We start from the raw sequence: 19,839 nt of genomic DNA, 5'->3' as shown, positions 1-19,839 counted from the left end.
CGGGCCCGCAGGGGTGTGTTGCCCGCAGGCCCGGCGTGCCGCGCGGGGCGGCGCCGCACCGGCCGCCGGTACCCCGACGCGCGCTGCGGCGTTCACTCCAGGCCGCGCGCCTGCTTGAACCGCCCCAGCCCGTCGGCCAGGTCCACCACCGGATCCGGGTAGTCCAGCCGGGCGCGCTCCGCGCCGCGCAGCTTCCACGGCTCGTGCACGGCGGGCCCTGCCAGCGCCGCCAGCTCCGGCACCCACCGCCGTACGTAGGCGCCGTCCGGGTCGTAGCGCTTGGCCTGGAGCACCGGGTTGAGCACCCGGTTGGGGCGGCTGTCCGTGCCCGTTCCGGCCATCCACTGCCAGTTCAGCTGGTTGTTGGCGACGTCTCCGTCCACCAGCAGGTCCAGGAAGTGCCGGGCGCCGACGCGCCAGTCCACGTACAGGGTCTTGGTCAGGAAGCCCGCCGCGAGCAGCCGTCCTCGGTTGTGCATCCAGCCCTCGTGGCGCAGTTGGCGCATCGCGGCGTCGACCACCGGGTAGCCGGTGCGGCCCTGGCGCCAGGCCTCGGTCTCCTCCGCGGCGGCGGTCCCGGACCGCCAGTGGTCGTGCCGGGTCCGGTAGTCGAGGCGGGCCGCGCCGGGCCTGGCCGCGAGGACCTGGTGGTGGAACTCGCGCCAGCAGAGCTGCCGGACGAACGCGTCGGCTCCGGTTCCACCGGCCGCGCGCGCCCGGTGGATCAGTTCCGCGGGGGAGAGGGTGCCGAAGTGCAGATGCGGCGAGAGGCGGGACGTGGCGTCCCCCGGCAGGTCGTCGTGGCGGTCCTCGTACGCCGCGAGCCCGTGGCGCCGCCAGGCCGTGAACCGCTTGCGGGCCTCCCGCTCGCCGCCCTCCGCGAGCCCTGCCGAGACGCCGGACACGGCGGCGCGGACCGGCACGTCCTGCGACCCCGGACCCGGCGGGACCCGTACGGCTCGCGGCGCACCGAAGGGATCGCGCACCCGCTCCCCGGACCAGCGCCTGAAGTACGGGGTGAACACGGCGAAGTGGTCGGAGCCCGCGGGGGTCACGGCGCCCGGCGCGACCGCGGTGACCACGCCGTCGTGGACGTGCAGCCGCGTCCCGCCGGACTCCAGGGCCGCGCGCAGCCGTTCCTCGCGGCGGCGGGCGTAGGCGCTGACCCCCGCGGCCAGATGGACATCGCCCGCACCGGTCTCCGAGACGATCCGGCACACCTCCGTCACCACGTCGCCCGAGCGGACCACCAGCCGGCCGCCCCGCTCGCGCAGCCCGGCGTCGAGGTCCCGGAGGCAGTCGGCGAGGAAGGCGAGGCGGTTCGGGGCGCCGAACCCCGCCGCGTCGATCCCCGTGTCGCGGACGAACAGCGGCACGACCTCGTCGCAGGACGCGAGCGCGGCGTGCATCGGCGGATGGTCGTGCAGACGGAGATCGGAGGTGTAGAGGACGACCGCTACGGTCATGGCGCGACTCCTGGTGGGGGGCGTGGACACGCTTGTGTTCCGTTCTTCGGCCCCCGGCGGATGCGGTGGTCACCGGGACAGTGCGCCGTGTTCCCCGGCCGCCGGTGAGGACGGCAGCGCCGCGGCGGCCCGTGCGATGTTGCGGGCCATGCCGCCGAACACGATCGCGTGGAACGGTGACACGCTCCACCAGTACGCGTGGCCGAGCAGTCCGCGCGGGTGGAACAGCGCCCGCTGCCGGTAGTGCGCCCGGCCCCGCTCGTCCCGTTCCGCGTACATCTCCAGCCAGGCCAGGCCGGGCAGCCGCATCTCCGCGCGCAGCCGCAGCAGGCGGCCGGGCTCGATCTCCTCGACCCGCCAGAAGTCCAGGGAGTCACCCACCCGCAGCCGGTCGGTGTCCCGGCGCCCGCGGCGCAGGCCCACCCCTCCCACCAGCCGGTCGAGCCAGCCCCGTACGGCCCATGCCAGCGGGAACGAATACCAGCCGTGATCGCCGCCGATGCCCTCGACGACCTTCCAGAGGGCCTCCGGCGACGCCGCGACGTCGAGTTCCCGCACATCGGTGTAGAGGCTGCCGCCCGCCCAGTCCGGGTCGGTGGGCAACGGGTCGCTCGGCACACCGGGCACCGACGCCGACGACCAGCGGGTGGTGACCCGGGCCTCGCGCACCCGCTGGAGGGCGAGGTGCAGGGCCTTCTCGAACGTGAAGGGCTGCCCCGGCCCGTCGGGCACGTACCGCACGATGTCGTGCTCCTGGCACACGACCTCGTACCGCAGCGACTCCGCGAGCGGCCGCGCGATCGACCTGGGGACGGGTGTGACCAGCCCGATCCAGTGACTGGACAGCCGTGGCGTCAGCATCGGGACGGGCAGGATCAGCCGGTGCGGGAGCGCCGCGATCTCCGCGTACCGCTGCATCATCTCGCGGTACGTGATGATGTCGGGGCCGCCGATGTCGAACGCGCGGTTCACGTCCCGGGGCATCCGGGCGCTGCCCACGAGGTAGCGCAGCACGTCCCGGACCGCGATCGGCTGGATCCGGGTCGAGACCCAGCTCGGCGTCACCATGACCGGCAGCCGTTCCGTGAGATAGCGCAGCATCTCGAACGACGCCGAACCGGATCCGATGATGACCGCCGCCCGCAGGGCCGCTGTCGGTACCCCGGAATCCAGCAGGATCTTGCCGACCTCGGCGCGCGAGCGCAGATGCGGCGAGAGCTCCCGCTCGGGTACGCCGGGCGGTGTGAGCCCGCCGAGATAGATGATCCGGCCGACGCCTTCCCCGGCGGCCGACTCCGCGAAGACGGTGGCCGCCCTGCGGTCCGTCTCCTCGAAGTCCGCACCGGTCGTCAGCGCGTGGACCAGGTAGTAGGCCACGTCGATGTCCGCCATGGCGGAGGCGACCGAGTCAGCGTCGGTGACATCGCCCCGGACGATCTCGACGTCCGGGGCCCACGGGTAGTCCCGCAGTTTCCGGGGGGTGCGCACCATGCACCGCACCCGGTGCCCGGCCTTCAGGAGCTCGGGGACCAGCCGGCCCCCGATGTATCCGGTGGCCCCGGTCACCAGGCAGTGCAGGGGCTTCTCTGGCTTGTCCGTGCTGTTGGTGCTCATGGGTTCTCCGCATCGGCCGGTTACCGCTCGCTTCACCGTGCCCCGTCGTCACGCATCACGCTCTTCGAGGCGTCCGGATGCGGCGGACGCACCCGCCCATGGTCACATTCGCGGGATCCCGGAGCATGCTGCGTCGGTTGTGCGTCGGTGGCCTCGCCGCGCCCGGTCGGCGATCCGTCCGGGATGCCGAGCCTTGCCGGTCACCGCTCGGTGTCGCCGCCGGACAGCGAGCGCCGGATCCGGTGCAGCGCCCGGCGCACATGGCTCTTGACCGTGCCGAGCGGGAGCCCCGTCAGTTCCGCGATACGGGTCTGGGGGAGGCCGTCGTAATAGGCCATGTGCAGGATGCGCCGCTGTACCTGGGGTAGTTTCCCCAGCTCCGTACCGACCAGGACCCGGTCCAGCGCCGAGTCCGGACCCCCGGCCGCGCCGGATTCCACGAGCCGCAGCCGCGCCGCCGTCGCCGCTGCCAGTTCGGCACGGCGGGTACGCGCGGCGAGGGCGTCCGCGATCTTGCGCCGGGTGATGCCGACGAGCCAGCCGGGCAGCGGGCCGCGCTCCGGGCGGTAGCCGAGCCTGCCGCGCCAGGCGGCCATGAAGACCTGCTGGGTGACGTCCTCCGCCTCACGGCTGTCACCGAGGGACCGGGCGGCCAGGGAGTGCACGAGCGCGCCCCACCTCCGGTAGGCGGCGGCGAAGCAGTCCTCGCTGCCACCCACCAGACCGGCGGCCAGCTCCTCGTCGGTGAGGTCCTGCGCGGCGCACGGTCGCGGACCGGGCCTGCCGGGCCGGGTGGCCCGCGGTGCGAGCGCGGTCATCGCTGTCCTTCCTCCGGGCGCCCCTGCCCGGGAGCCGCGTCCACGGCCGGAGACGTCCGGTGTGCTCTCCGGGCCTCCGACGGTGGCCCGCGACGGGCAGCGTTCCAACAGCGAACCCGCCCGGACAACCTGCGTCGATTCTGCGTCGTATGATCAAACGCATGCCGTCCTCCACGGAACGGGCCCAGGCGGGAACCGACGAGCATGGCCTGACCACCGGCACAGTGGCACGCCGGCTCGGCGTCGCGCCGACGACACTCCGGACCTGGGACCGCCGCTACGGCATCGGCCCCGCCCGCAGGCAGGGCGGCAGGCACCGGCGGTGGACAGCCGAGGACATCGCCGTACTAAAACGCATGTGCGAGCTGACCGGCTCCGGTGTACCCCCGGCAGAGGCCGCCCGCACGGCACTGAACGCGGCTCCCGGTACGCGGGCCCCGGCCGCCGCACACCACCCCGTGCTCCCCGCACCCCCACCGCGCCCACTGCCCTCCGACGCAGAGCCGGACGGGCTCGGCCCGGACGCCGCGCGCCACGAACGCCGAGGGCTCATGAGCGCGGCACTCCGGCTGGACGCGTCGACCATCGACGACCGGCTGACCGCCGCGATCGACCGGTACGGACCGGTGGCCGCCTGGGACCAGGTGATCATGCCGACGCTGCACGCGGTGGGACGCAAATGGCAGACGTCCGGCGAGAAGTACGTCGAGGTCGAGCACCTGCTGTCCTGGCACGTCTCCAGCGCCCTGCGGCGGGTCGCCGTGCGGCCCGCCGCCGCCGGGGACGCCACCGGGCTCACCCTGCTGGCCTGCACACCGGGCGAGACGCACACGCTTCCGCTGGAGGCGCTCGCCGCCTGCCTGACCCAGCGGGGCCTGGGCGTACGGATGTTCGGTGCGTCGGTGCCGGGGGAGGCGCTGAGCGAGGCCGTGCGCAGAACCGGCCCGTCGGCCGTGGTGCTGTGGTCCCAGTCGCGGAACACGGCGGCGCGCCCGCTGGCACAGCACGTGGCCTCCAGCGAACGGGGGGTACGGGGCGCCAGGACCCGTCCGGCCGTGCTGGTCGCCGGACCCGGCTGGGCGGGCCCCCCGATGCCAGGCACCCACCGGCCGCGGGAGCTTGCCGAGGCGATCAGGATGCTCACCGGACTGTGCGCCCGGTGAGACGCGCCGCCCGCCGCCTGCCGGGCAGGTCCGGCCCGAGCTGGGAACATGCGCGATGAGCCCGGTCCGGACCGACCCGGTCGGACGGGCCCGGCTCCCGGCCGTGGCCGGCAGCCCGTACGAAAGGTGCATCCCATGGCGAACCCCGCGGAGCCCCGGCCCGATGTCATCGTGATCGGAGCGGGAGCGGCAGGCCTCGCCTGTGCGGCCGATCTGACCGCTGCCGGACTCTCCGTCCAGCTCCTGGAGGCGTCGGACGAAGTGGGCGGCCGCATGCGTACCGACCGCCGGGACGGCTTCCTCCTCGACCGGGGCTTCCAGGTGTTCAACACCTCCTACCCGCAGGTCAGGAAGCGCCTGACCCTCCGTGAGCTGCGGCTGCGCCCCTTCACCCCCGGCGTGCTCGTGCAGACCGGGACCGGCGCCACCGGCCGGGTACGGTTCAGCGACCCGACCCGCCGCCCCGGTTCTGTCGGTGAACTGCTGCCCGGACGACTGGCCTCCGGCCGAGATCTGCTGGCGCTCGGGGTGCTCTCGGCGCGGGACATGCTCGGCCCGGCGAGCGCGATCAGGCGGCGCGCCGATCGCACGACCCGCACCGAACTGGCCGATGCGGGCATCTCGGAGGAACTGGTGCGGACCCTGTTCCAGCCGTTCCTGTCGGGCGTCTTCCTGGAGGAGGAACTGGAGACCTCGTCCCGCGTCTTCCACCTCGTCTGGCGCAGCATGCTGCGCGGCACCCTCTGCCTGCCCTCGGCCGGAATCGGAGCCGTACCGGCGGCGCTCGCACGGGCGCTGCCGCCGCGCACCCTGGCCCTGGACACCCCCGTGCGCAGCCTCACCGACGACGGTGTGCTCTGCGAGGACGGTACGGAGCGTGCCGCGCCCGTCGTGGTGGTGGCGACGGGCCCGGAGAGGGCCGCGCGGCTGCTGCCCGGCCTGACGGTCCCGGCGACCCGCACCGTCACGACGTACTACCACGTGGCCCGTTCGTCCCCGCTGCGGGAACCGACCCTGCTCGTCGACAGCAGGCGCCGCTTCCTGAACACCATGGTCCTCAGCGAGGCCGTACCCGGCTGCGCCCCCGCCGGGTACGCGCTGGTCTCGACCTCGGTGACGGGCCCCGACGCCCCGGACCGGGAAGCGCGGGTGCGGCGGGATCTCGCGGAGGTCCACGCCACCGACACCGCCGACTGGGACCTGCTCGCCACCTACTCGGTGCCGGGGGCGCTGCCCGCCATGCCGCCGCCGTGGCCGTTGTCCCGCACCTCACGCGTCCGGCCGGGCCGGTACGTGTGCGGGGATCACCGAGCGACCGGATCGGTGCAGGGAGCGCTCGCCTCCGGGGCCCGTGCGGCCCGTGAGGTTCTCGCGGACCGGGGCTGATCGCACGGCGGCCGACAACGGCCAGGTGTGGTCCGACCGGACCGGGGCACCTGTCGCCCATGAACGCAGAGGCTGAGAGTGGTACGCAGAGCGGAACGCGGCGCAGAACATGGGGCAGCATCCTCCTGCAGGTGACCTTCCTGGTGCTGGCCTTCCTGGCCATGGTCGGTTTCTCCGTGGTGCTGGCGAAGGTGACGCTGACCCCGTCGCCCGCCTCGGAGGAACTCGTGAAGTCGAATCTGCGTCCCGGCCGCTCGCTGCGGCAGTACGCCGAGGACTACACCTTTCTCGCGGCCTGCAAGCAGGCGGGCGGGAACCTGGTACTGGGCATGCCGTTCGGCGTGCTCCTGCCCATTCTCGTACCGCGCCGCCTGCGGATGATCCGCATGGTCCTGCTGACCGTGCTGGTCATAGCGATTGTCGAACTGGTGCAGGGCGCGCTCGTCGCCGGGCGGGCCTTCGACGTCGATGACGTCATTCTCAACACCGCGGGAGCTCTCCTCGGCTACCTGCTGCTGGGCCGTCGCCTGAGCCACCGCTACCACGTGCTCGCGGCCGGACCGGAGCCCGTGCCGGAGCCGGAGCCGGTGGCCCGCGACGCGCACGAGACGGATTCGCGCCGTCGGCCCTGGCAGGGGGCGTGGGCGAAGGCCGGGGCACGGACGAAGCAGACGAAGAAGCAGACGACGAAACCGACAGCGAAACGGACGACCAAGCCGACGACGAAACCGGTGGCGAAGGCCGGGGCGAACGCGAAGCCCGAGCCCGTCGCGACGAACAAGCCCAAGGCCGCCACCACAGCGCCCAAGCCCAAGACCCAGCCGAAGCCGAAAACCGGTGCCACGACGTCCAAGCCCAAACCCAAGCCGCAGCCCAAGCCCGCAGCCGCACGCGGCAAGGCCCCGCGTGACGACAAGGAGGGCACCAACCCGGGCCGTGCGCTGCTGGACCGGTTCCGCGGTCGCTGACCGTCCGGGCCGGGACCGGCGGGCACCCGATCGGCCCGTGGCCATTTGCGGGCCGCTTTCCCGCGCCCGAGCGTAGGGGGCGCGGAGTACGCAGAGGGCGTACACGATCACCCTGCCGGAGGCGAGCGCCATGGCCGACGCCCAGTGGAGCCCGGGGCGAAGGGCGGGCGACGCGGATGAATTCCTGCCCGTGCTGGATCTCATCGAGCCCATCCGCCAGCGTCGGCTCACCGTCCTGGTCCGGCTGATTCTGCTGATCCCGCACTTCGTCGTGCTGTTCTTCCTGGAGATCGCGGCCTTCTTCACCGCCGTGTTCGGCTGGTTCGCCGCCCTCGTGCTGGGGCGGCTGCCGGAGCCCGTCTTCCGCTTCCTCGCCGGAGTGCTCGGCTACCGAACTAGGGTCGGGGCGAGCGGCATGCTGCTCATCGACCGCTACCCGCCCTTCGCGCTGAACCCGCCGCCCGACTATCCGGTTCAGATCGACGTCCGCCCGACCCGGCTGAACCGGCTGGCCGTATTCTTCCGGCTGATCCTGGTGATCCCCGCCGCGATCGTGCAGAGCCTCGTCACGTCCGGCTGGTCCGTCCTGGCGATCCTGTGGTGGCTGATCACACTGATCCTGGGACGTATGCCCCGCCCCCTCTTCCAGGCCACGGCCGCCACGCTGCGCTACGACATGCGCGTGACCGCCTACATGTCGCTGCTCAGCCCCGCCTACCCCAAGCGCCTCTTCGGCGAGGACGCGCTGTCCGTGCCGGAGCGGCAGGGGCACTCCGCCACCCGGCCGCTGGTCATGAGCGGCGCGGCCAAGGCGCTGGTGGTGCTCTTCCTGGTTCTCGGGCTCGCGAGCGCCATCTCGACATCGTTCACCAGGTCATCGTCCGACGACACCGATACGTGGATGCGGCAGCAGAGCGACCGCGGTGTGAGGGCCGGCTCGGCCGGCCGTCTGTATCAAGGTACGGAATCGAGCGGAACCGCGGCGGGCGGCGGAGTGAATCCGGACAGCCGGGTCACACGGGGAGTATGACTTCCACCGACTTACCGACAGACGCACCGGGCGGGTCCGACGGGCAAGCGGGCGGCGGCCGGGACAACGGCCCCCGCCGCGCCCGACGATGGGGAAGGGCGGTCGCCATCGGCGCGGTCGCCGTCGCGCTGCTTCTCCTCGGCACGCGGCTCAGTCTGCTGCCGGGGCTGGGCGACATCTTCGGCGAGAAGACCCATGACCGCTCGGGTCCGGCCGTACTCAAGTCGATTCGCGACATGAGCAGGTACGAGGCGGCGGCGGGCAATTTCCAGGTCGTCGTCGATCTGGAGAAGGACACCAAGTTCCTCCCCGACGTGATCCGGGGCTCCCGCACGCTGTACGTCGGTGCGGGCACGGTCGGCGCCTCCGTCGACCTGGGCGACGTCGCCGACAACGGAGTCGTCGTCAACGACGACCGGACCACGGCCGAGCTCCGGCTGCCGCACGCCGTCCTCGGGAAACCGGCGCTCGATCCCGACCGCTCCTACGCGGTGTCCAAACAGCGCGGGCTCTTCGACCGGATCGGGGACTTCTTCTCCGACAACCCCGGCAGCGAGCAGGCGGTGAACAAACTGGCGGCCCAGCACATCGGCGAGGCGGCGAAGGAGAGCGGGCTGACCCAGCGCGCCGAGAAGAACACCACCGCCATGCTCCAGGGGCTGCTCGGCTCGCTCGGCTTCACGGAGGTCACGGTCCATTACGGTGACGCCCGGAAGTAGGACACGGCCACCGGGCGGACGGGGCTGCGCCGGCCCGCCGGCGGCCGGCTCCGGTCCCTCGCTCAACTCCCCTGAAGTGTCGCACCCTTGACGGTCACGTCTCGATGGGTATGGTCTAGTCCAAGTGCAGGGACGGCGTCGGACATCCGCATTCCGGGGTGTGTCCGGTCATGGATCCTGCCGTTCCCTTCGCGCCTCTTGGCCCCACACCTGAGAGGCTGGACTGCCGCTATCGGGCTCCCCACAGTCCGCCCGCGTCGCAGCGATGCCTCATGTGAAGGAGAAGCATGCACGCGAAAAGGAAGACCGCCGTAGCCGTCGGTGCCGTACTCGCACCGGTACTCGCCCTGTCCCTCCCGGCAGGGTCGGCCAGCGCCCACGGCTACATCTCGTCACCGCCGAGCAGGCAGGCGCAGTGTGCCGCCGGAACGGTCAGCTGCGGTTCCATCACCTACGAGCCCCAGAGCGTGGAAGGCCCCAAGGGGCTGACCAGTTGCAGCGGCGGCAACAGCGGGTTCGCCGAGCTCGACGACGACGCCAAGGGCTGGAAGGTCACTCCGGTGAGTTCCAGCACCTCGTTCCAGTGGGTACTGACGGCTCGTCACTCCACCAGCACATGGCAGTACTTCGCGAGCGGCCAGAAGATCGCGGAGTTCAACGACAACGGCGCCCAGCCCGGTGCGACCGTCACCCACCAGGTCGATTTCGGCAGCCTCAAGGGACAGCAGAAGGTCCTCGCGGTCTGGAACATCGCCGACACGGCCAACGCCTTCTACGCGTGCATCGACGTCAACGTCAGCTGATCCCGCACGCACCGCCCCGCCGTTCCGGAGCGCCGCGGCCGGCCACGGCGCCGCCCTCGGCGGGCGCGTAGGAGGAGGGACCCCTGCCCCGTACCGGGCGGGGGTCCTTTTCGTGCCACCACGGCCCCGGCGGTGGGGCGGGGCACCGGGCGGGCGGCACCCGGATGGCAGGCCCCGTCACCCGCATGCTGTCCGGGCCGCGCCGATCCGGCCGGGCGCCGCGACGCTGAATCCGTCACCGCGTCGGCAGAAACGGATCCAGCATGCTCATATCGAACCTCCTCGGCCCCGGCCGCCCCCGCCGCCCGGGTCCCTCCGGGGCGTGGGCGCGTTCGCGTCGCGGATACGCCTTCGCGGTCGCCCTCACCGTGGCGCTGAGCGCGGGAGCGGTGCCGGTCGCGGCGGCGTCGGCGGAGGTCGCGCGCACCGCGCCGGACCGGGACGGAGACACCAGGGCCGCAGCGGTGCCCGGTCCCGGTCCGCTCGACGCGTCCGGACCGGGCGGGAGCGATGCCCTCGGTACCCGGTTCGGGGGCGCGCGCGAGCCGATCGCCCCGAGACGGACCAGGACCTTGGTGCCCGCGGTGATCGGAGGCGCCGCCGGGCTGGCGGTGTTCGCGGTCGGCGGCTTCGTGACGGCCGCCCGCAGGCGCGGCGGCTACGGACGCGGGCCCCACGGCTGACCCCGCCCGACGCGACACGTCGGCCGCGCACGGGGTTCGGGGCGGCCGATACGGTTGAAGCGATGATGAGGAACCGCGGCCGATGAAGTGTCACGGCCGGATCGTCGACGACGGGACAGACGTCATGCCTCTCCAGGGTGAGTACGAGCCCAGCCCCTCCCAGTGGGTTCGGGACCAGGTCGAGCAGTACGAGAGTTCGGGCGGCACGGAAGGGACGACGATGCGGGACCTGCCCGTCATCATCCTGACCACCCGTGGCGCCAGGAGCGGGAAGATCCGCAAGACCCCGCTCATGCGCGTGGAGCACGACGGGGTGTACGCGGTGGTCGCCTCGAAGGGCGGAGCCCCCGAGCACCCCGTCTGGTACTACAACCTCACCGCCGACCCGCGTGCCGAACTGCAGGACGGCCCGGTGCGCCAGGACATGAACGTCCGCGAGGTGACCGGGGACGAGAAGGCGCTCTGGTGGGAGCGGGCCGTCGAGGCGTTCCCCGACTACGCCGACTACCAGAAGAAGACCGACCGGCAGATCCCGGTCTTCGTCCTGGAACCGGCCCAGTCCGGCCACTGACCGGCCGGGCACGGTACGAGAACGGGGCGGCGGCCGTATCGCCGAGCGCGCCCCGGAGGCCCCACCGGTTCCGCTTCCCGGAACCGTGGGGCCTCCGGCCGTCTCTCGCCGCTACGGGGCACACGGCGTGGCGGGATACTCTCCAGCACGGCCCCTTGAGGTGCGGGGCCGAGTGGGAAGGATTCAGAACCTGATGACAGACAATGTCCGCCTGGTCGCGTTCGTCCGGGCACGTCTCGACGAGGAAGAAGACGTCGCGCGTGCGGCCGGTGGCGAGGGCTGGCGGTGTCCGGCCGAGGTGCCGGGCGAAATCCACGACCGCAGCGGCGCGATCGCGTTCAGCCTGCGGACTCACGGCTACAACCACCACATCGCCCGGCAGGATCCCGCGCGCACGCTCCAGCGCATCGAGACCAGCCGCGTGCTCCTGGACGAGTACGCGGAGGTGGCCGCGCTGGACACCGACCGCCCCGAACGGGACTTCGCCTCCGGGCGCGCCTTCGGTCTGGGGTTCGTGGTCCGGCAGATGGCCGCTGAGCACGCGGGGCACCCCGAATACCAGGTGAAGTGGCTTCCCCGGTTCACCCAGTAGCGCCGCGGCCGGGACGCCGCGGCGCTCGTGCCCGGCCGCCCCCGGTGACCACCGCCGAGAGGGTGCTCAGAGGGGATTCACGCCTCGGTCGCCCTTCGTGCTCACCTGATCGCTTCGCTCCTGGAGCCGGCGGGCCTTGTCCTTGAGACGCTCCCGCTCCTGTGGGTCGGAGGCCCGCTCGGCGGCCTCCTGCATTTCCTGCGCCTTGGCGCGAATGCGCTCGGCGCGGCCTCCGGATTCATCCGCAACGCTCATGATCACTCCTGGATCTCGGGGGAGGGCCGACGCCACCAGCGAATCAGCGCTCCCGCGCACCTGCATCTCGAACGGTGACCGACCGCGACGGTGACCGGCCGCGACGCATGCGCCGCGAGGTGGTCGGGGCGCTCGCCGAGGTGGCGTAGGGTGGGGATCACAACGACGCGGGGTGGAGCAGCTCGGTAGCTCGCTGGGCTCATAACCCAGAGGTCGCAGGTTCAAATCCTGTCCCCGCTACTCTCGAAGCAGGGCCCGGAACCGTACGGTTCCGGGCCCTGCTCGTTTCTCGCTGCCACTCACCGTCGGGACCGCTCCTGGTCCTGCGGGCCGGGAGTGCTCGCGCCCGCCGCGGTGCTGATCACCTGGTCCAGGACCTCGCGCGAGCGGAGCAGGTCATTGACGGTGCGGTCGATCCGGTCCCGCTCGGTGGTGAGCTCCGCGACCAGCGCCGGAGTGGCGTTGGCGGCCGGACCGCCGTCGTCGTCACGCATGCAGGGCAGGATCCGCCCGATCGCCGAGCTGTGGAGCCCTGCCGCGTAGAGCTCCTGGATGCGGATGACGCGGTCGACGGCACGTTCGGAAAAGTCCCGGTGGCCGCCGGGTGTCCGGCCGGACGTGAGCAGGCCCTGCTCCTCGTAATAACGCAGCGACCGCTCGCTGACACCCGTGCGTGACGCCAGTTCCCCGATACGCATGTCCCACCCCGCGACTTGAACTTGACATCAATGTCAGGTTCTACGTTACCGGCATGACGAACACACAGCAGGCCCCCGCCGTATCCCGGCTGTTCGAACCCGCCCGCCTCGGCACGCTGGAGCTGTCCAGCCGGCTCGTGATGGCACCGCTCAGCCGCAACCGGGCCGGGGCCGACGGGGTTCCCGGCGAACTGATGGCAACCCACTACGCGCAGCGCTCCTCGGCCGGCCTCATCATCGCGGAGGGTACGACGCCGAACCCCGTCGGCCAGACCTACCCCCACATCCCCGGCATCCACAGCTCCGCGCAGATCGCCGGCTGGCGCCGGGTCACCGACGCGGTGCGCGCCGCTTCCGGCACCCGGATGTTCCTCCAGCTGCAGCACGGCGGCCGGGTCGGCCATCCCGATACCAGCGGCCACATCCCGCTCGCCCCGTCCGCCGTGCGGTTTCCGGAAGAACTGCACACCCCCGGCGGGCCGCGGAGCGGTGTCGAGCCCCGTGAGATGAGTGCCAGGGACATCGGGTCCACCATCGCGGACTTCGCCACCGCCGCACGCAACGCCGTCGAGGCCGGTTTCGCCGGTGTGGAGGTGCACTCCGCCAACGGCCACCTGCTCCACCAGTTCCTGGCGAAGAACACCAACCGCCGGACCGACGGCTGGGGCGGACCGGCGGAGGGACGGATCCGGTTCACCACCGAGGTGGTGCGCGCCGTCGCCGAAGCCATCGGCCCCGACCGAGTCGGGGTACGGATCTCGCCCGGAGTGGGCGTCAACAGCATCGAGGAGGGCGACACGGAGGACATCTACCGGGCGCTTCTTCCCGCCCTCGCGCGCATCGGCCCGGCCTATCTGCACCTGATCTACGCCGACCCGGACAGCGCGCTCTTCGCCGGGATCCGCAAGGCCTGGCCCGGCACGCTGATGGCGAACCCGGTGCTCTCCCGCGAGGAGGGCGCCGCCGACGGCGGCAAGCGGCGGGGCGAGCGCCTGCTCGCCGAGGGCGCCGACCTGATCGCGCTGGGCCGGGGTTTCCTCGCCAACCCCGACTTCGTCGAGAGGCTGCGCACCGGCGCGCCTCTCAACGAGATCCGCCCGGAACTGCTGATGCACGTGCACGGGGCGGAGGGCTACAACGACTACCCCGCACTGGGCCGCCGGTGACCACGCGCACCGGACGACGGCGGCCCGGCCGCGGTGAGGCGTTGGTCAGCGGGGCCGGTGCGTGCCCGGCGTGTGCCCGAACGCGCGGCGGAAGACATCGATGAACGCGCTGGCGGACGACCAGCCGCACCGGTGGGCCACGGTGGTCACCGGGACGTTCTCGGCGAGCAGGACCAGCGCGTGGTACAGGCGCAGCTGGGTGCGCCACTGCGTGAACGTCATCCCGAGATCGGCCTTGAAGAGCCGGGAGAGCGTACGGTCGCTGGCACCGGCCTCCCTGCCCAGCGCGGCCAGCGTGCGGTCGTCGGCCGGATTCGTGCGCAGGATCTCGCACACCGCCCGCAGTTGAGGAGCGGTCGGAGTGGGCAGATGCAGCGGTTCCTGGGGCGAGGTCCGCAACTGGTCGAGCAGCACGGCCCGCAGCCTGCCGCGTTCGGGTCCGTCGTCGTACGGGGTACGCGTGTGGGCGAGGATCAGTTCGCGCAGGAGGGGGCCGACCGCCAGCACGGTCGGCTCGTCCAGGCCGAGCGGGTTGTCACTCGCGTCCAGGCCGACCAGGTGCAGTTCGAGTTCGCCATGGGCCTGGTGGGCGTGCGCGGTCCCGGCCGGCACCCAGATGGCGCGCGTGCCCGGCGCGATCCAGGTGCCCGCGCCGGTGGTCACGGCCAGTACTCCCCGGCCCGCGTAGACGATCTGATGGCCGTCGTGGCGGTGGGCGTCGATGGCCGCTCCGGACGCCAGCCACTCGGTGCGGGTCGGTGCCACCGGCTCGTGGCGGATTTCCGTCATTGGTTGGCAGCATATCGGAAGCGCGTCACACTCTTCGGCCATGAACATGGCGATGTGCCCAGAAACAGGACCATCCTCATGCTGTCGGTCGGCCACGCCTGCGTGGACATCTACCAGGGCGCCGTCGCGTCGCTCGTACCGTTCTTCGTCGCCGAACGCGCCTACAGCTACGCCGCTGTCTCGGGTGTCGTGCTCGCCGCGTCGCTGCTGTCCTCGGTGGCCCAGCCGGTGTTCGGTGTCCTCACCGACCGCTGGGCGATGCCCTGGCTGCTGCCGGTGAGCACGATCCTCGGCGGGCTGGGCATCGCCCTGAGCTGCGTGAGCGGTTCCTACGCCCTGACCCTGACGTTCGTCGCCGTGTCCGGTATCGGTGTCGCCGCCTACCATCCCGAGTCCGCCCGCGTCGCGCGGCTCGTCAGCCGGGGCAGCCATACCGCGATGGGCTGGTTCTCGGTCGGCGGCAACCTCGGCTTCGCCGCCGCCCCGCTCATGGTCACCGCGGTCGTCTCTTCCGGCGGGCTGCGGCTGGCGCCGCTGTTCGTGATCCCGGCCCTGGTCGGCAGCGTGCTGTGCCTGCCCGTCCTGCGTGCGCTGGAGAAGACGGCACCGGGCGGCCCCGGCAGCACGATCGGGGCCGGGGCCGACGACAAGGCGTCGTTCGTGAAGCTGTCGCTGGCCGTGGTCTTCCGGTCCATCGCCTTCATCGGCCTGAGCACCTTCATCTCGCTCTACGTCAAGCAGCGCCTCGGCGGCAGTACGGCGGCCGGCACCGCGGCGCTGTTCGTGCTCTATCTCGGCGGCGCGGTGGGTTCGGTACTGGGCGGCGGTCTGGCCAACCGCTGGGACCGGGTCGCCGTCGCCCGCTGGTCGTACCTCGTCTCGGTGGCCGCCGTCGCGGGGGTCGTGTACGTGCCCGGCCCGGCGGTCTACGTATGCGTGGCGCTGACCTCCGCCGGTCTGTACGTCCCCTTCTCGCTCCAGGTCACGCTCGGCCAGGACTACCTGCCCACCCGCGTCGGCACCGCGAGCGGTATCACCCTCGGGCTGACCGTCAGCATCGGCGGCCTGGCCAGCCCCCTGATCGGCGGCCTCGCCGACGCGACCTCCCTGCGCACCGCCCTGACCCCGCTGATCCTGATGCCCGCCCTGAGCTGGCTGCTGTTCCGTACCCTGCCCGAGCCCACCGCGCCGGGACGCACCGTCGCGAAGCCCGCACCGGCGGCGCGGCAGCCCGGCCCGCCTGTCCGGCGCGGGTCCGTCTGATCAGGAGCGGCGGCCGCTCCCGGCGCCCCGGCGGTTCGCGGTGAAGCGGGACGGTGGCCGGCCGAAGGTACGGGTGAAGGCGGCGGTGAACGCGGCGGGGGAGGCGTAGCCGAGCCGCCCGCCGACCTCGCTCACCGACGCGGTCCGCAACAGCGCGACGGCCGCGAGCAGCCGGGCGCGGGCCCGCCAGACAGCGGGGCTGTCGCCCGTCTCGGAGCGGAAGCGCCGGGTGAAGGCCCGTTCGCTCATGGCCGTCCGCGCCGCCCATTCGGTGTTGGTGACCGTGGCGTCAGGGGCGTCCAGATACTCGCGGCAGAGCCTCGCGAGGTCGGCCGAGGCGGGAATCCCGACGTGGAACGGCAGCGGGGCGCGCTCGGCGATCTCGTGGAGGAGGAGCGCGGCCACGGCCCCCTCCCGGCCGGACAGCCCGTAGTCCGCCTCGAACTCGACCGCGGCCAGCAGCAGTTCGCGCAGCAGCGCGGAGACGTCCACGACCATGCAGGTCACCGGCCACCAGGGGGACCGCCCCCGGCTCGATGTACAGACTCCTGGTGCTCACTCCCAGCATGTGGACCCGGTGCCGGGTGGCCGCCGGGATCAGCACCGCGCGTTCCGGCGGAACGGTCCAGCTGCCGTCGGCGGTGTCGACGACCATCACCCCGGTGGCGCCGTAGAGGAACTGCGCGCGCCGGTGTTCGTGCCAGTCCAGCACGTGCCCGGGCGGGTAGTCGGTGCCGATCGGCAGGACCGCCCGGTCGATGTGGTCGACGTCGGCGAGAGAAACGTTCTTCACCGTTCCAGCCTTCCACGCCACTGGCCGAAACGCGAAGGAATGGTGCCGGTCATCGAATGCGGGCATCCCGTCCGCGCTGGTGGAGTGGTGCCCATGGACGTGGTGGCATTGGTGGGGATCGGACTCCTCACGGGGATGACGACGGTGTTGTTCGGGTTCGGCGGCGGATTCGTCGCGGTGCCGGTCGTGGTGTGGGCGGACGCCGCACTCGGCGGGGACGCGATGCGGGTGGCGACGGCCACCTCGGCGCTGGTGATGGTGGTGAACGCGGGCTTCGCGACGGCCGTCACGCCCCGCCAGGTGCTCCGCGCGCTCCGCGGCAGCGGCGCGCTGCTCCTCCTCCTGGCGGCCGGCGCCTCTGCCGGAGCCGTCGCCGCCGCGCTCGCCCCGGCCGGTCCGACGCGCTGGGCCTTCGTCGCGTACGTCGCCCTCACCATCGTCGACCTGCTCCTGCGCCCGGGGTTCCTGCGCCCGCGCGCGCGTGCGGAGCTGGAGGACGCGGCCCCTGGCACTCCGCGCCCGCTGCCCGCGCTCCTGGGCGCCCCGGTCGGGGCGGTCGCGGCCTTCCTGGGCGTGGGCGGCAGCGTGATGACCGTCCCCGCGATGCGGCGCGCCGGGCACCCGATGCGGGTGGCGACCGCCCTGGCCAACCCGCTGACCCTGGCCATCGCGCTCCCGGCCACCGCGGTGTCCCTGTTCGGGGCCACGGTCCCCGCCGCCGCGCACGCGCACCTGGCCGGTCTCGTCGACGTCCGCGCCGCCTCGGCGCTGCTCCTCGGAGCTCTGCCGGTGATCGCGGTGCTGCGCCGGCGCCCGCCGCGGATCCCGGACCGTACCCATGCCTGGGCGTACGTCGGACTGCTGGCCACGGTGATGGTGGCGATGCCGCTGGCGGCGTAGGGCCGGGCCGTTGGCCGGGACGCCGGCGTTACGATGCCGCAATGCGTGTACACGGCAACGGAGATGGGTCCGCACTTCTGATCAACGGCACCGTCGGCGTGGGCAAGACGACCGCCGCAGAGGCCGTGGGCGATCTCCTCGCCGACGCCGGGATTCCTCACGCGGTGCTCGATCTCGACAGTCTGAGGCGGTCGTGGCCCGCCCCGACCGGTGACCGCTTCAACTTCGGCATGCTGCTGCGGAACGTGCGGAGCGTCGCCGCCAACTATCTCGACGCGGGCGCGACACGTCTCGTGCTCGCGGGTGTGATCGAGCAGCCGGACGAGCGCCGACGGCTGGCGGAGGCGGTGGGCGCCGAACTCACGGTATGCCGTCTCAGGGCCGATCCCGCTGTCCTCCGTGAGCGTCTGACCCGCCGCCATGACCGGGAACCCGAAGCGCTGCGATGGCATCTGGACCGGTGCGGCGAACTGGACGCCGTCCTCGACCGTTCGACGGTGAACGACTTCACCGTCGACACGACCAAGGGTTCGGTCACCGACATCGCCGCATCGGTCGTCGGACAAGCAGGCTGGCTGTGACCGGCCGGCTGTGAGCGGCTGACGGAGGGGCCGGGCTGTTCCGTGGAGGCGACAGCCCGGCCGGTGGTGCGTGGTGAGCCGTCAGTTCCCGGCGGTGACCGCGGTCGTCGGGAGCTGCGGCGCCGGGCGGGCGGCAGCGGCGGACTCGGCGGTGAGCCGGAGCTGGTGGTAGGTCCGCAGCCGCAGGGTGCACCAGATGCCGATGACCGAGACGACCATCAGCGCCACCGCGGGCGGCCAGTACGCGCCGCCCGCCAGGGACGAGAGCCATACCGCTGTGACGGGCGCGAAACCGGCGAAGATCATGTTGCAGATCTGGTAGGAGAGCGAGATACCGGTGTAGCGCACGTGCGGGGCGAAGCCGTCGGCGAGGATCGCCGCGATCGGCCCGTACAGCGCGGACATCACGAGCCGCATGGCCAGCATCGACAGGTAGATCAGCACGACGCTGCCGGTGCCCATCACCATGAACTGCGGCAGCGAGAACAGCACGACCCCGGTCAGCCCCGCGACGACGACCCGGTGCGCGCCGACGCGGTCCCCGAGCAGCGCCAGGAACGGGGTGACGACGAGTTCCAGGAACGCGGCCAGCGAGAGCCCGTTGAGCAGCATCGACTCGGACAGGTGCAGCTCGTCGGTGCCGTACGAGAGCAGATAGCTGGTCACGACGTAGTAGCCGCCGGTGGCCGTGGCCAGCGCGAACACGCCCACCAGGACGGTCTTCCAGTCCTTGGTCAGCACCTCGGTGACCGGCAGCCTGCCGCCGGTCGCGCCGGGCTCCGGCTGCGAGGCGTGGATGTCGTCCATCACCGGGGAGTCCTCCAGCTTCGTGCGGACCACGAGACCGATGACGACGAGGACGGAGGAGGCGAGGAACGGCACGCGCCAGCCCCAGCTGTGGAAGGCCTCGCTCCCGAACAGGTTCATGAGGCTGAACGCGCCGGTGGACAGCAGTGCGCCGACCGAGGAGCCGAGCTGGGCGAAGGAGCCGAAGAACGTGGCCCTTCCCTTGGGCGCGTTCTCGACCGCGATGAGAACCGCGCCGCCCCACTCGCCGCCGATCGCTATGCCCTGCACCAGTCGGAGCGTGATGAGCAGGATCGGGGAGAGGGCGCCGACCTGTGCGTAGGTGGGCAGCAGTCCGATGGCGAACGACGCGATGCCCATCATCAACAACGTGATGACCAGGGTTTTCTTGCGGCCGACCCGGTCACCGATATGACCGAAGACGATGCCGCCGAGAGGCCGCAGCAGGAAACCCACGGCGAAGGTGGCGAAGGCGGCGATCGTCCGGAGCGCCGGCGGCATGTCGGAGGGGAAGAAGACGTCGTCGAACACGATCGCCGCGGCGGTGGCGAACGCGTAGAAGTCGTACCACTCGATCGACGTGCCGGCCAGGGCGGCCAGCGCCGACCGGTACGGGCTCTGGGGCTTGCTCGGGGTGGTGCGGTCCGGCATGGGGACCTCCGGCAGGAAGGTTTACGGGGACGGGGAGGGGCGGGCCGGGGCGGGGCGGGGCGGGTGGCGCGGTGGCGGCACCCGCCCAGGCCGGCCCGGGGCGGTTCTGCGGTGGCTGTCGGA

20 protein-coding genes, 1 tRNA gene and 1 pseudogene are annotated in these 19,839 nt (G+C 72.4%); 14 read left to right on the top strand and 8 right to left on the bottom strand.

Annotation, left to right across the window (positions count from 1 at the left end):
- Nucleotides 1-92: 92 nt before the first annotated feature.
- The 3 genes from ACFVQ0_RS29035 to ACFVQ0_RS29025 all read right to left on the bottom strand — a co-directional run bounded on the left by ACFVQ0_RS29035 (nucleotide 93) and on the right by ACFVQ0_RS29025 (nucleotide 3,898).
- On the bottom strand, nucleotides 93-1,466 hold the full coding sequence (locus ACFVQ0_RS29035; RefSeq protein ID WP_390092148.1) for a cryptochrome/photolyase family protein: 1,374 nt from the start codon (nucleotides 1,464-1,466) through the stop codon (nucleotides 93-95).
- A 69-nt stretch (nucleotides 1,467-1,535) separates the two neighbouring features.
- Complete coding sequence (locus ACFVQ0_RS29030) at nucleotides 1,536-3,080, bottom strand: SDR family oxidoreductase (protein ID WP_390092147.1); 1,545 nt, start codon at nucleotides 3,078-3,080, stop codon at nucleotides 1,536-1,538.
- Nucleotides 3,081-3,280: 200 nt separating this feature from the next.
- Nucleotides 3,281-3,898, bottom strand: a complete 618-nt coding sequence (locus tag ACFVQ0_RS29025) for a sigma-70 family RNA polymerase sigma factor (RefSeq protein ID WP_390092146.1) — start codon at nucleotides 3,896-3,898, stop codon at nucleotides 3,281-3,283.
- Between the two features lie 161 nt (nucleotides 3,899-4,059).
- Between ACFVQ0_RS29025 and ACFVQ0_RS29020 the strand changes: the two genes are divergently transcribed.
- From ACFVQ0_RS29020 to ACFVQ0_RS28980, 9 genes are all read left to right on the top strand, one after another.
- Nucleotides 4,060-5,061 (top strand): MerR family transcriptional regulator, encoded by a 1,002-nt coding sequence (locus tag ACFVQ0_RS29020; protein WP_390092145.1) that lies wholly within the window; start codon nucleotides 4,060-4,062, stop codon nucleotides 5,059-5,061.
- A gap of 135 nt (nucleotides 5,062-5,196) precedes the next feature.
- Entirely contained in the window at nucleotides 5,197-6,447 is a 1,251-nt protein-coding gene (locus ACFVQ0_RS29015; protein ID WP_390092144.1) for an NAD(P)/FAD-dependent oxidoreductase, read from the top strand.
- Between the two features lie 131 nt (nucleotides 6,448-6,578).
- A complete protein-coding gene (locus ACFVQ0_RS29010; protein ID WP_390092143.1) occupies nucleotides 6,579-7,415 on the top strand; it encodes a VanZ family protein in 837 nt (278 codons plus the stop codon).
- Nucleotides 7,416-7,545: 130 nt separating this feature from the next.
- Nucleotides 7,546-8,445, top strand: coding sequence for a DUF4389 domain-containing protein (locus ACFVQ0_RS29005; protein WP_390092142.1), 900 nt, complete (start codon nucleotides 7,546-7,548; stop codon nucleotides 8,443-8,445).
- Complete coding sequence (locus tag ACFVQ0_RS29000) at nucleotides 8,442-9,164, top strand: DUF4230 domain-containing protein (protein WP_390092141.1); 723 nt, start codon at nucleotides 8,442-8,444, stop codon at nucleotides 9,162-9,164. The genes ACFVQ0_RS29005 and ACFVQ0_RS29000 overlap by 4 nt, the downstream gene beginning before the upstream one ends.
- Before the next feature lie 287 nt (nucleotides 9,165-9,451).
- Nucleotides 9,452-9,967 (top strand): lytic polysaccharide monooxygenase auxiliary activity family 9 protein, encoded by a 516-nt coding sequence (locus tag ACFVQ0_RS28995; protein ID WP_390092140.1) that lies wholly within the window; start codon nucleotides 9,452-9,454, stop codon nucleotides 9,965-9,967.
- A gap of 263 nt (nucleotides 9,968-10,230) precedes the next feature.
- Nucleotides 10,231-10,650, top strand: a complete 420-nt coding sequence (locus tag ACFVQ0_RS28990; RefSeq protein WP_390092139.1) for a hypothetical protein — start codon at nucleotides 10,231-10,233, stop codon at nucleotides 10,648-10,650.
- 124 nt (nucleotides 10,651-10,774) lie between these two features.
- Complete coding sequence (locus ACFVQ0_RS28985) at nucleotides 10,775-11,221, top strand: nitroreductase family deazaflavin-dependent oxidoreductase (RefSeq protein ID WP_390092260.1); 447 nt, start codon at nucleotides 10,775-10,777, stop codon at nucleotides 11,219-11,221.
- Between the two features lie 193 nt (nucleotides 11,222-11,414).
- Nucleotides 11,415-11,813, top strand: a complete 399-nt coding sequence (locus tag ACFVQ0_RS28980) for a DUF6221 family protein (protein ID WP_311307504.1) — start codon at nucleotides 11,415-11,417, stop codon at nucleotides 11,811-11,813.
- A 66-nt stretch (nucleotides 11,814-11,879) separates the two neighbouring features.
- Here ACFVQ0_RS28980 and ACFVQ0_RS28975 read toward each other — a convergent pair whose 3' ends face one another.
- On the bottom strand, nucleotides 11,880-12,068 hold the full coding sequence (locus tag ACFVQ0_RS28975) for a DUF6381 family protein (protein ID WP_385038336.1): 189 nt from the start codon (nucleotides 12,066-12,068) through the stop codon (nucleotides 11,880-11,882).
- Nucleotides 12,069-12,234: 166 nt separating this feature from the next.
- Between ACFVQ0_RS28975 and ACFVQ0_RS28970 the strand changes: the two genes are divergently transcribed.
- Nucleotides 12,235-12,308 (top strand) — tRNA-Met (locus ACFVQ0_RS28970).
- Nucleotides 12,309-12,367: 59 nt separating this feature from the next.
- Here the strand turns inward: ACFVQ0_RS28970 and ACFVQ0_RS28965 are convergent.
- Nucleotides 12,368-12,766 (bottom strand): MerR family transcriptional regulator, encoded by a 399-nt coding sequence (locus ACFVQ0_RS28965; protein WP_390092138.1) that lies wholly within the window; start codon nucleotides 12,764-12,766, stop codon nucleotides 12,368-12,370.
- 53 nt (nucleotides 12,767-12,819) lie between these two features.
- Here ACFVQ0_RS28965 and ACFVQ0_RS28960 point away from each other — a divergent pair, with 53 nt between their 5' ends.
- Nucleotides 12,820-13,932 (top strand): alkene reductase, encoded by a 1,113-nt coding sequence (locus ACFVQ0_RS28960; protein ID WP_390092137.1) that lies wholly within the window; start codon nucleotides 12,820-12,822, stop codon nucleotides 13,930-13,932.
- A gap of 45 nt (nucleotides 13,933-13,977) precedes the next feature.
- Here the strand turns inward: ACFVQ0_RS28960 and ACFVQ0_RS28955 are convergent, their stop codons facing one another.
- Entirely contained in the window at nucleotides 13,978-14,721 is a 744-nt protein-coding gene (locus ACFVQ0_RS28955) for an AraC family transcriptional regulator (protein WP_390092136.1), read from the bottom strand.
- 54 nt (nucleotides 14,722-14,775) lie between these two features.
- On the opposite strand from ACFVQ0_RS28955, the gene ACFVQ0_RS28950 reads away from it, so the two are divergent.
- Complete coding sequence (locus ACFVQ0_RS28950; RefSeq protein ID WP_390092135.1) at nucleotides 14,776-15,984, top strand: MFS transporter; 1,209 nt, start codon at nucleotides 14,776-14,778, stop codon at nucleotides 15,982-15,984.
- Here the strand turns inward: ACFVQ0_RS28950 and ACFVQ0_RS28945 are convergent.
- A pseudogene (locus ACFVQ0_RS28945) lies at nucleotides 15,985-16,777 on the bottom strand (AraC family transcriptional regulator).
- A 93-nt stretch (nucleotides 16,778-16,870) separates the two neighbouring features.
- Between ACFVQ0_RS28945 and ACFVQ0_RS28940 the strand changes: the two are divergent.
- Together ACFVQ0_RS28940 and ACFVQ0_RS28935 are read left to right on the top strand one after the other, a co-directional pair.
- Complete coding sequence (locus tag ACFVQ0_RS28940) at nucleotides 16,871-17,677, top strand: sulfite exporter TauE/SafE family protein (protein ID WP_390092134.1); 807 nt, start codon at nucleotides 16,871-16,873, stop codon at nucleotides 17,675-17,677.
- 41 nt (nucleotides 17,678-17,718) lie between these two features.
- Nucleotides 17,719-18,258, top strand: a complete 540-nt coding sequence (locus tag ACFVQ0_RS28935; protein WP_390092133.1) for an AAA family ATPase — start codon at nucleotides 17,719-17,721, stop codon at nucleotides 18,256-18,258.
- Between the two features lie 81 nt (nucleotides 18,259-18,339).
- Here the strand turns inward: ACFVQ0_RS28935 and ACFVQ0_RS28930 are convergent, their stop codons facing one another.
- Nucleotides 18,340-19,716, bottom strand: coding sequence for an MFS transporter (locus ACFVQ0_RS28930; protein WP_390092132.1), 1,377 nt, complete (start codon nucleotides 19,714-19,716; stop codon nucleotides 18,340-18,342).
- Nucleotides 19,717-19,839: the final 123 nt, after the last annotated feature.

The sequence above is a fragment of the Streptomyces sp. NPDC057900 genome (genome assembly GCF_042887885.1).
Classification (GTDB): domain Bacteria; phylum Actinomycetota; class Actinomycetes; order Streptomycetales; family Streptomycetaceae; genus Streptomyces.
This window is presented reverse-complemented; position numbering and strand designations above follow the sequence as displayed.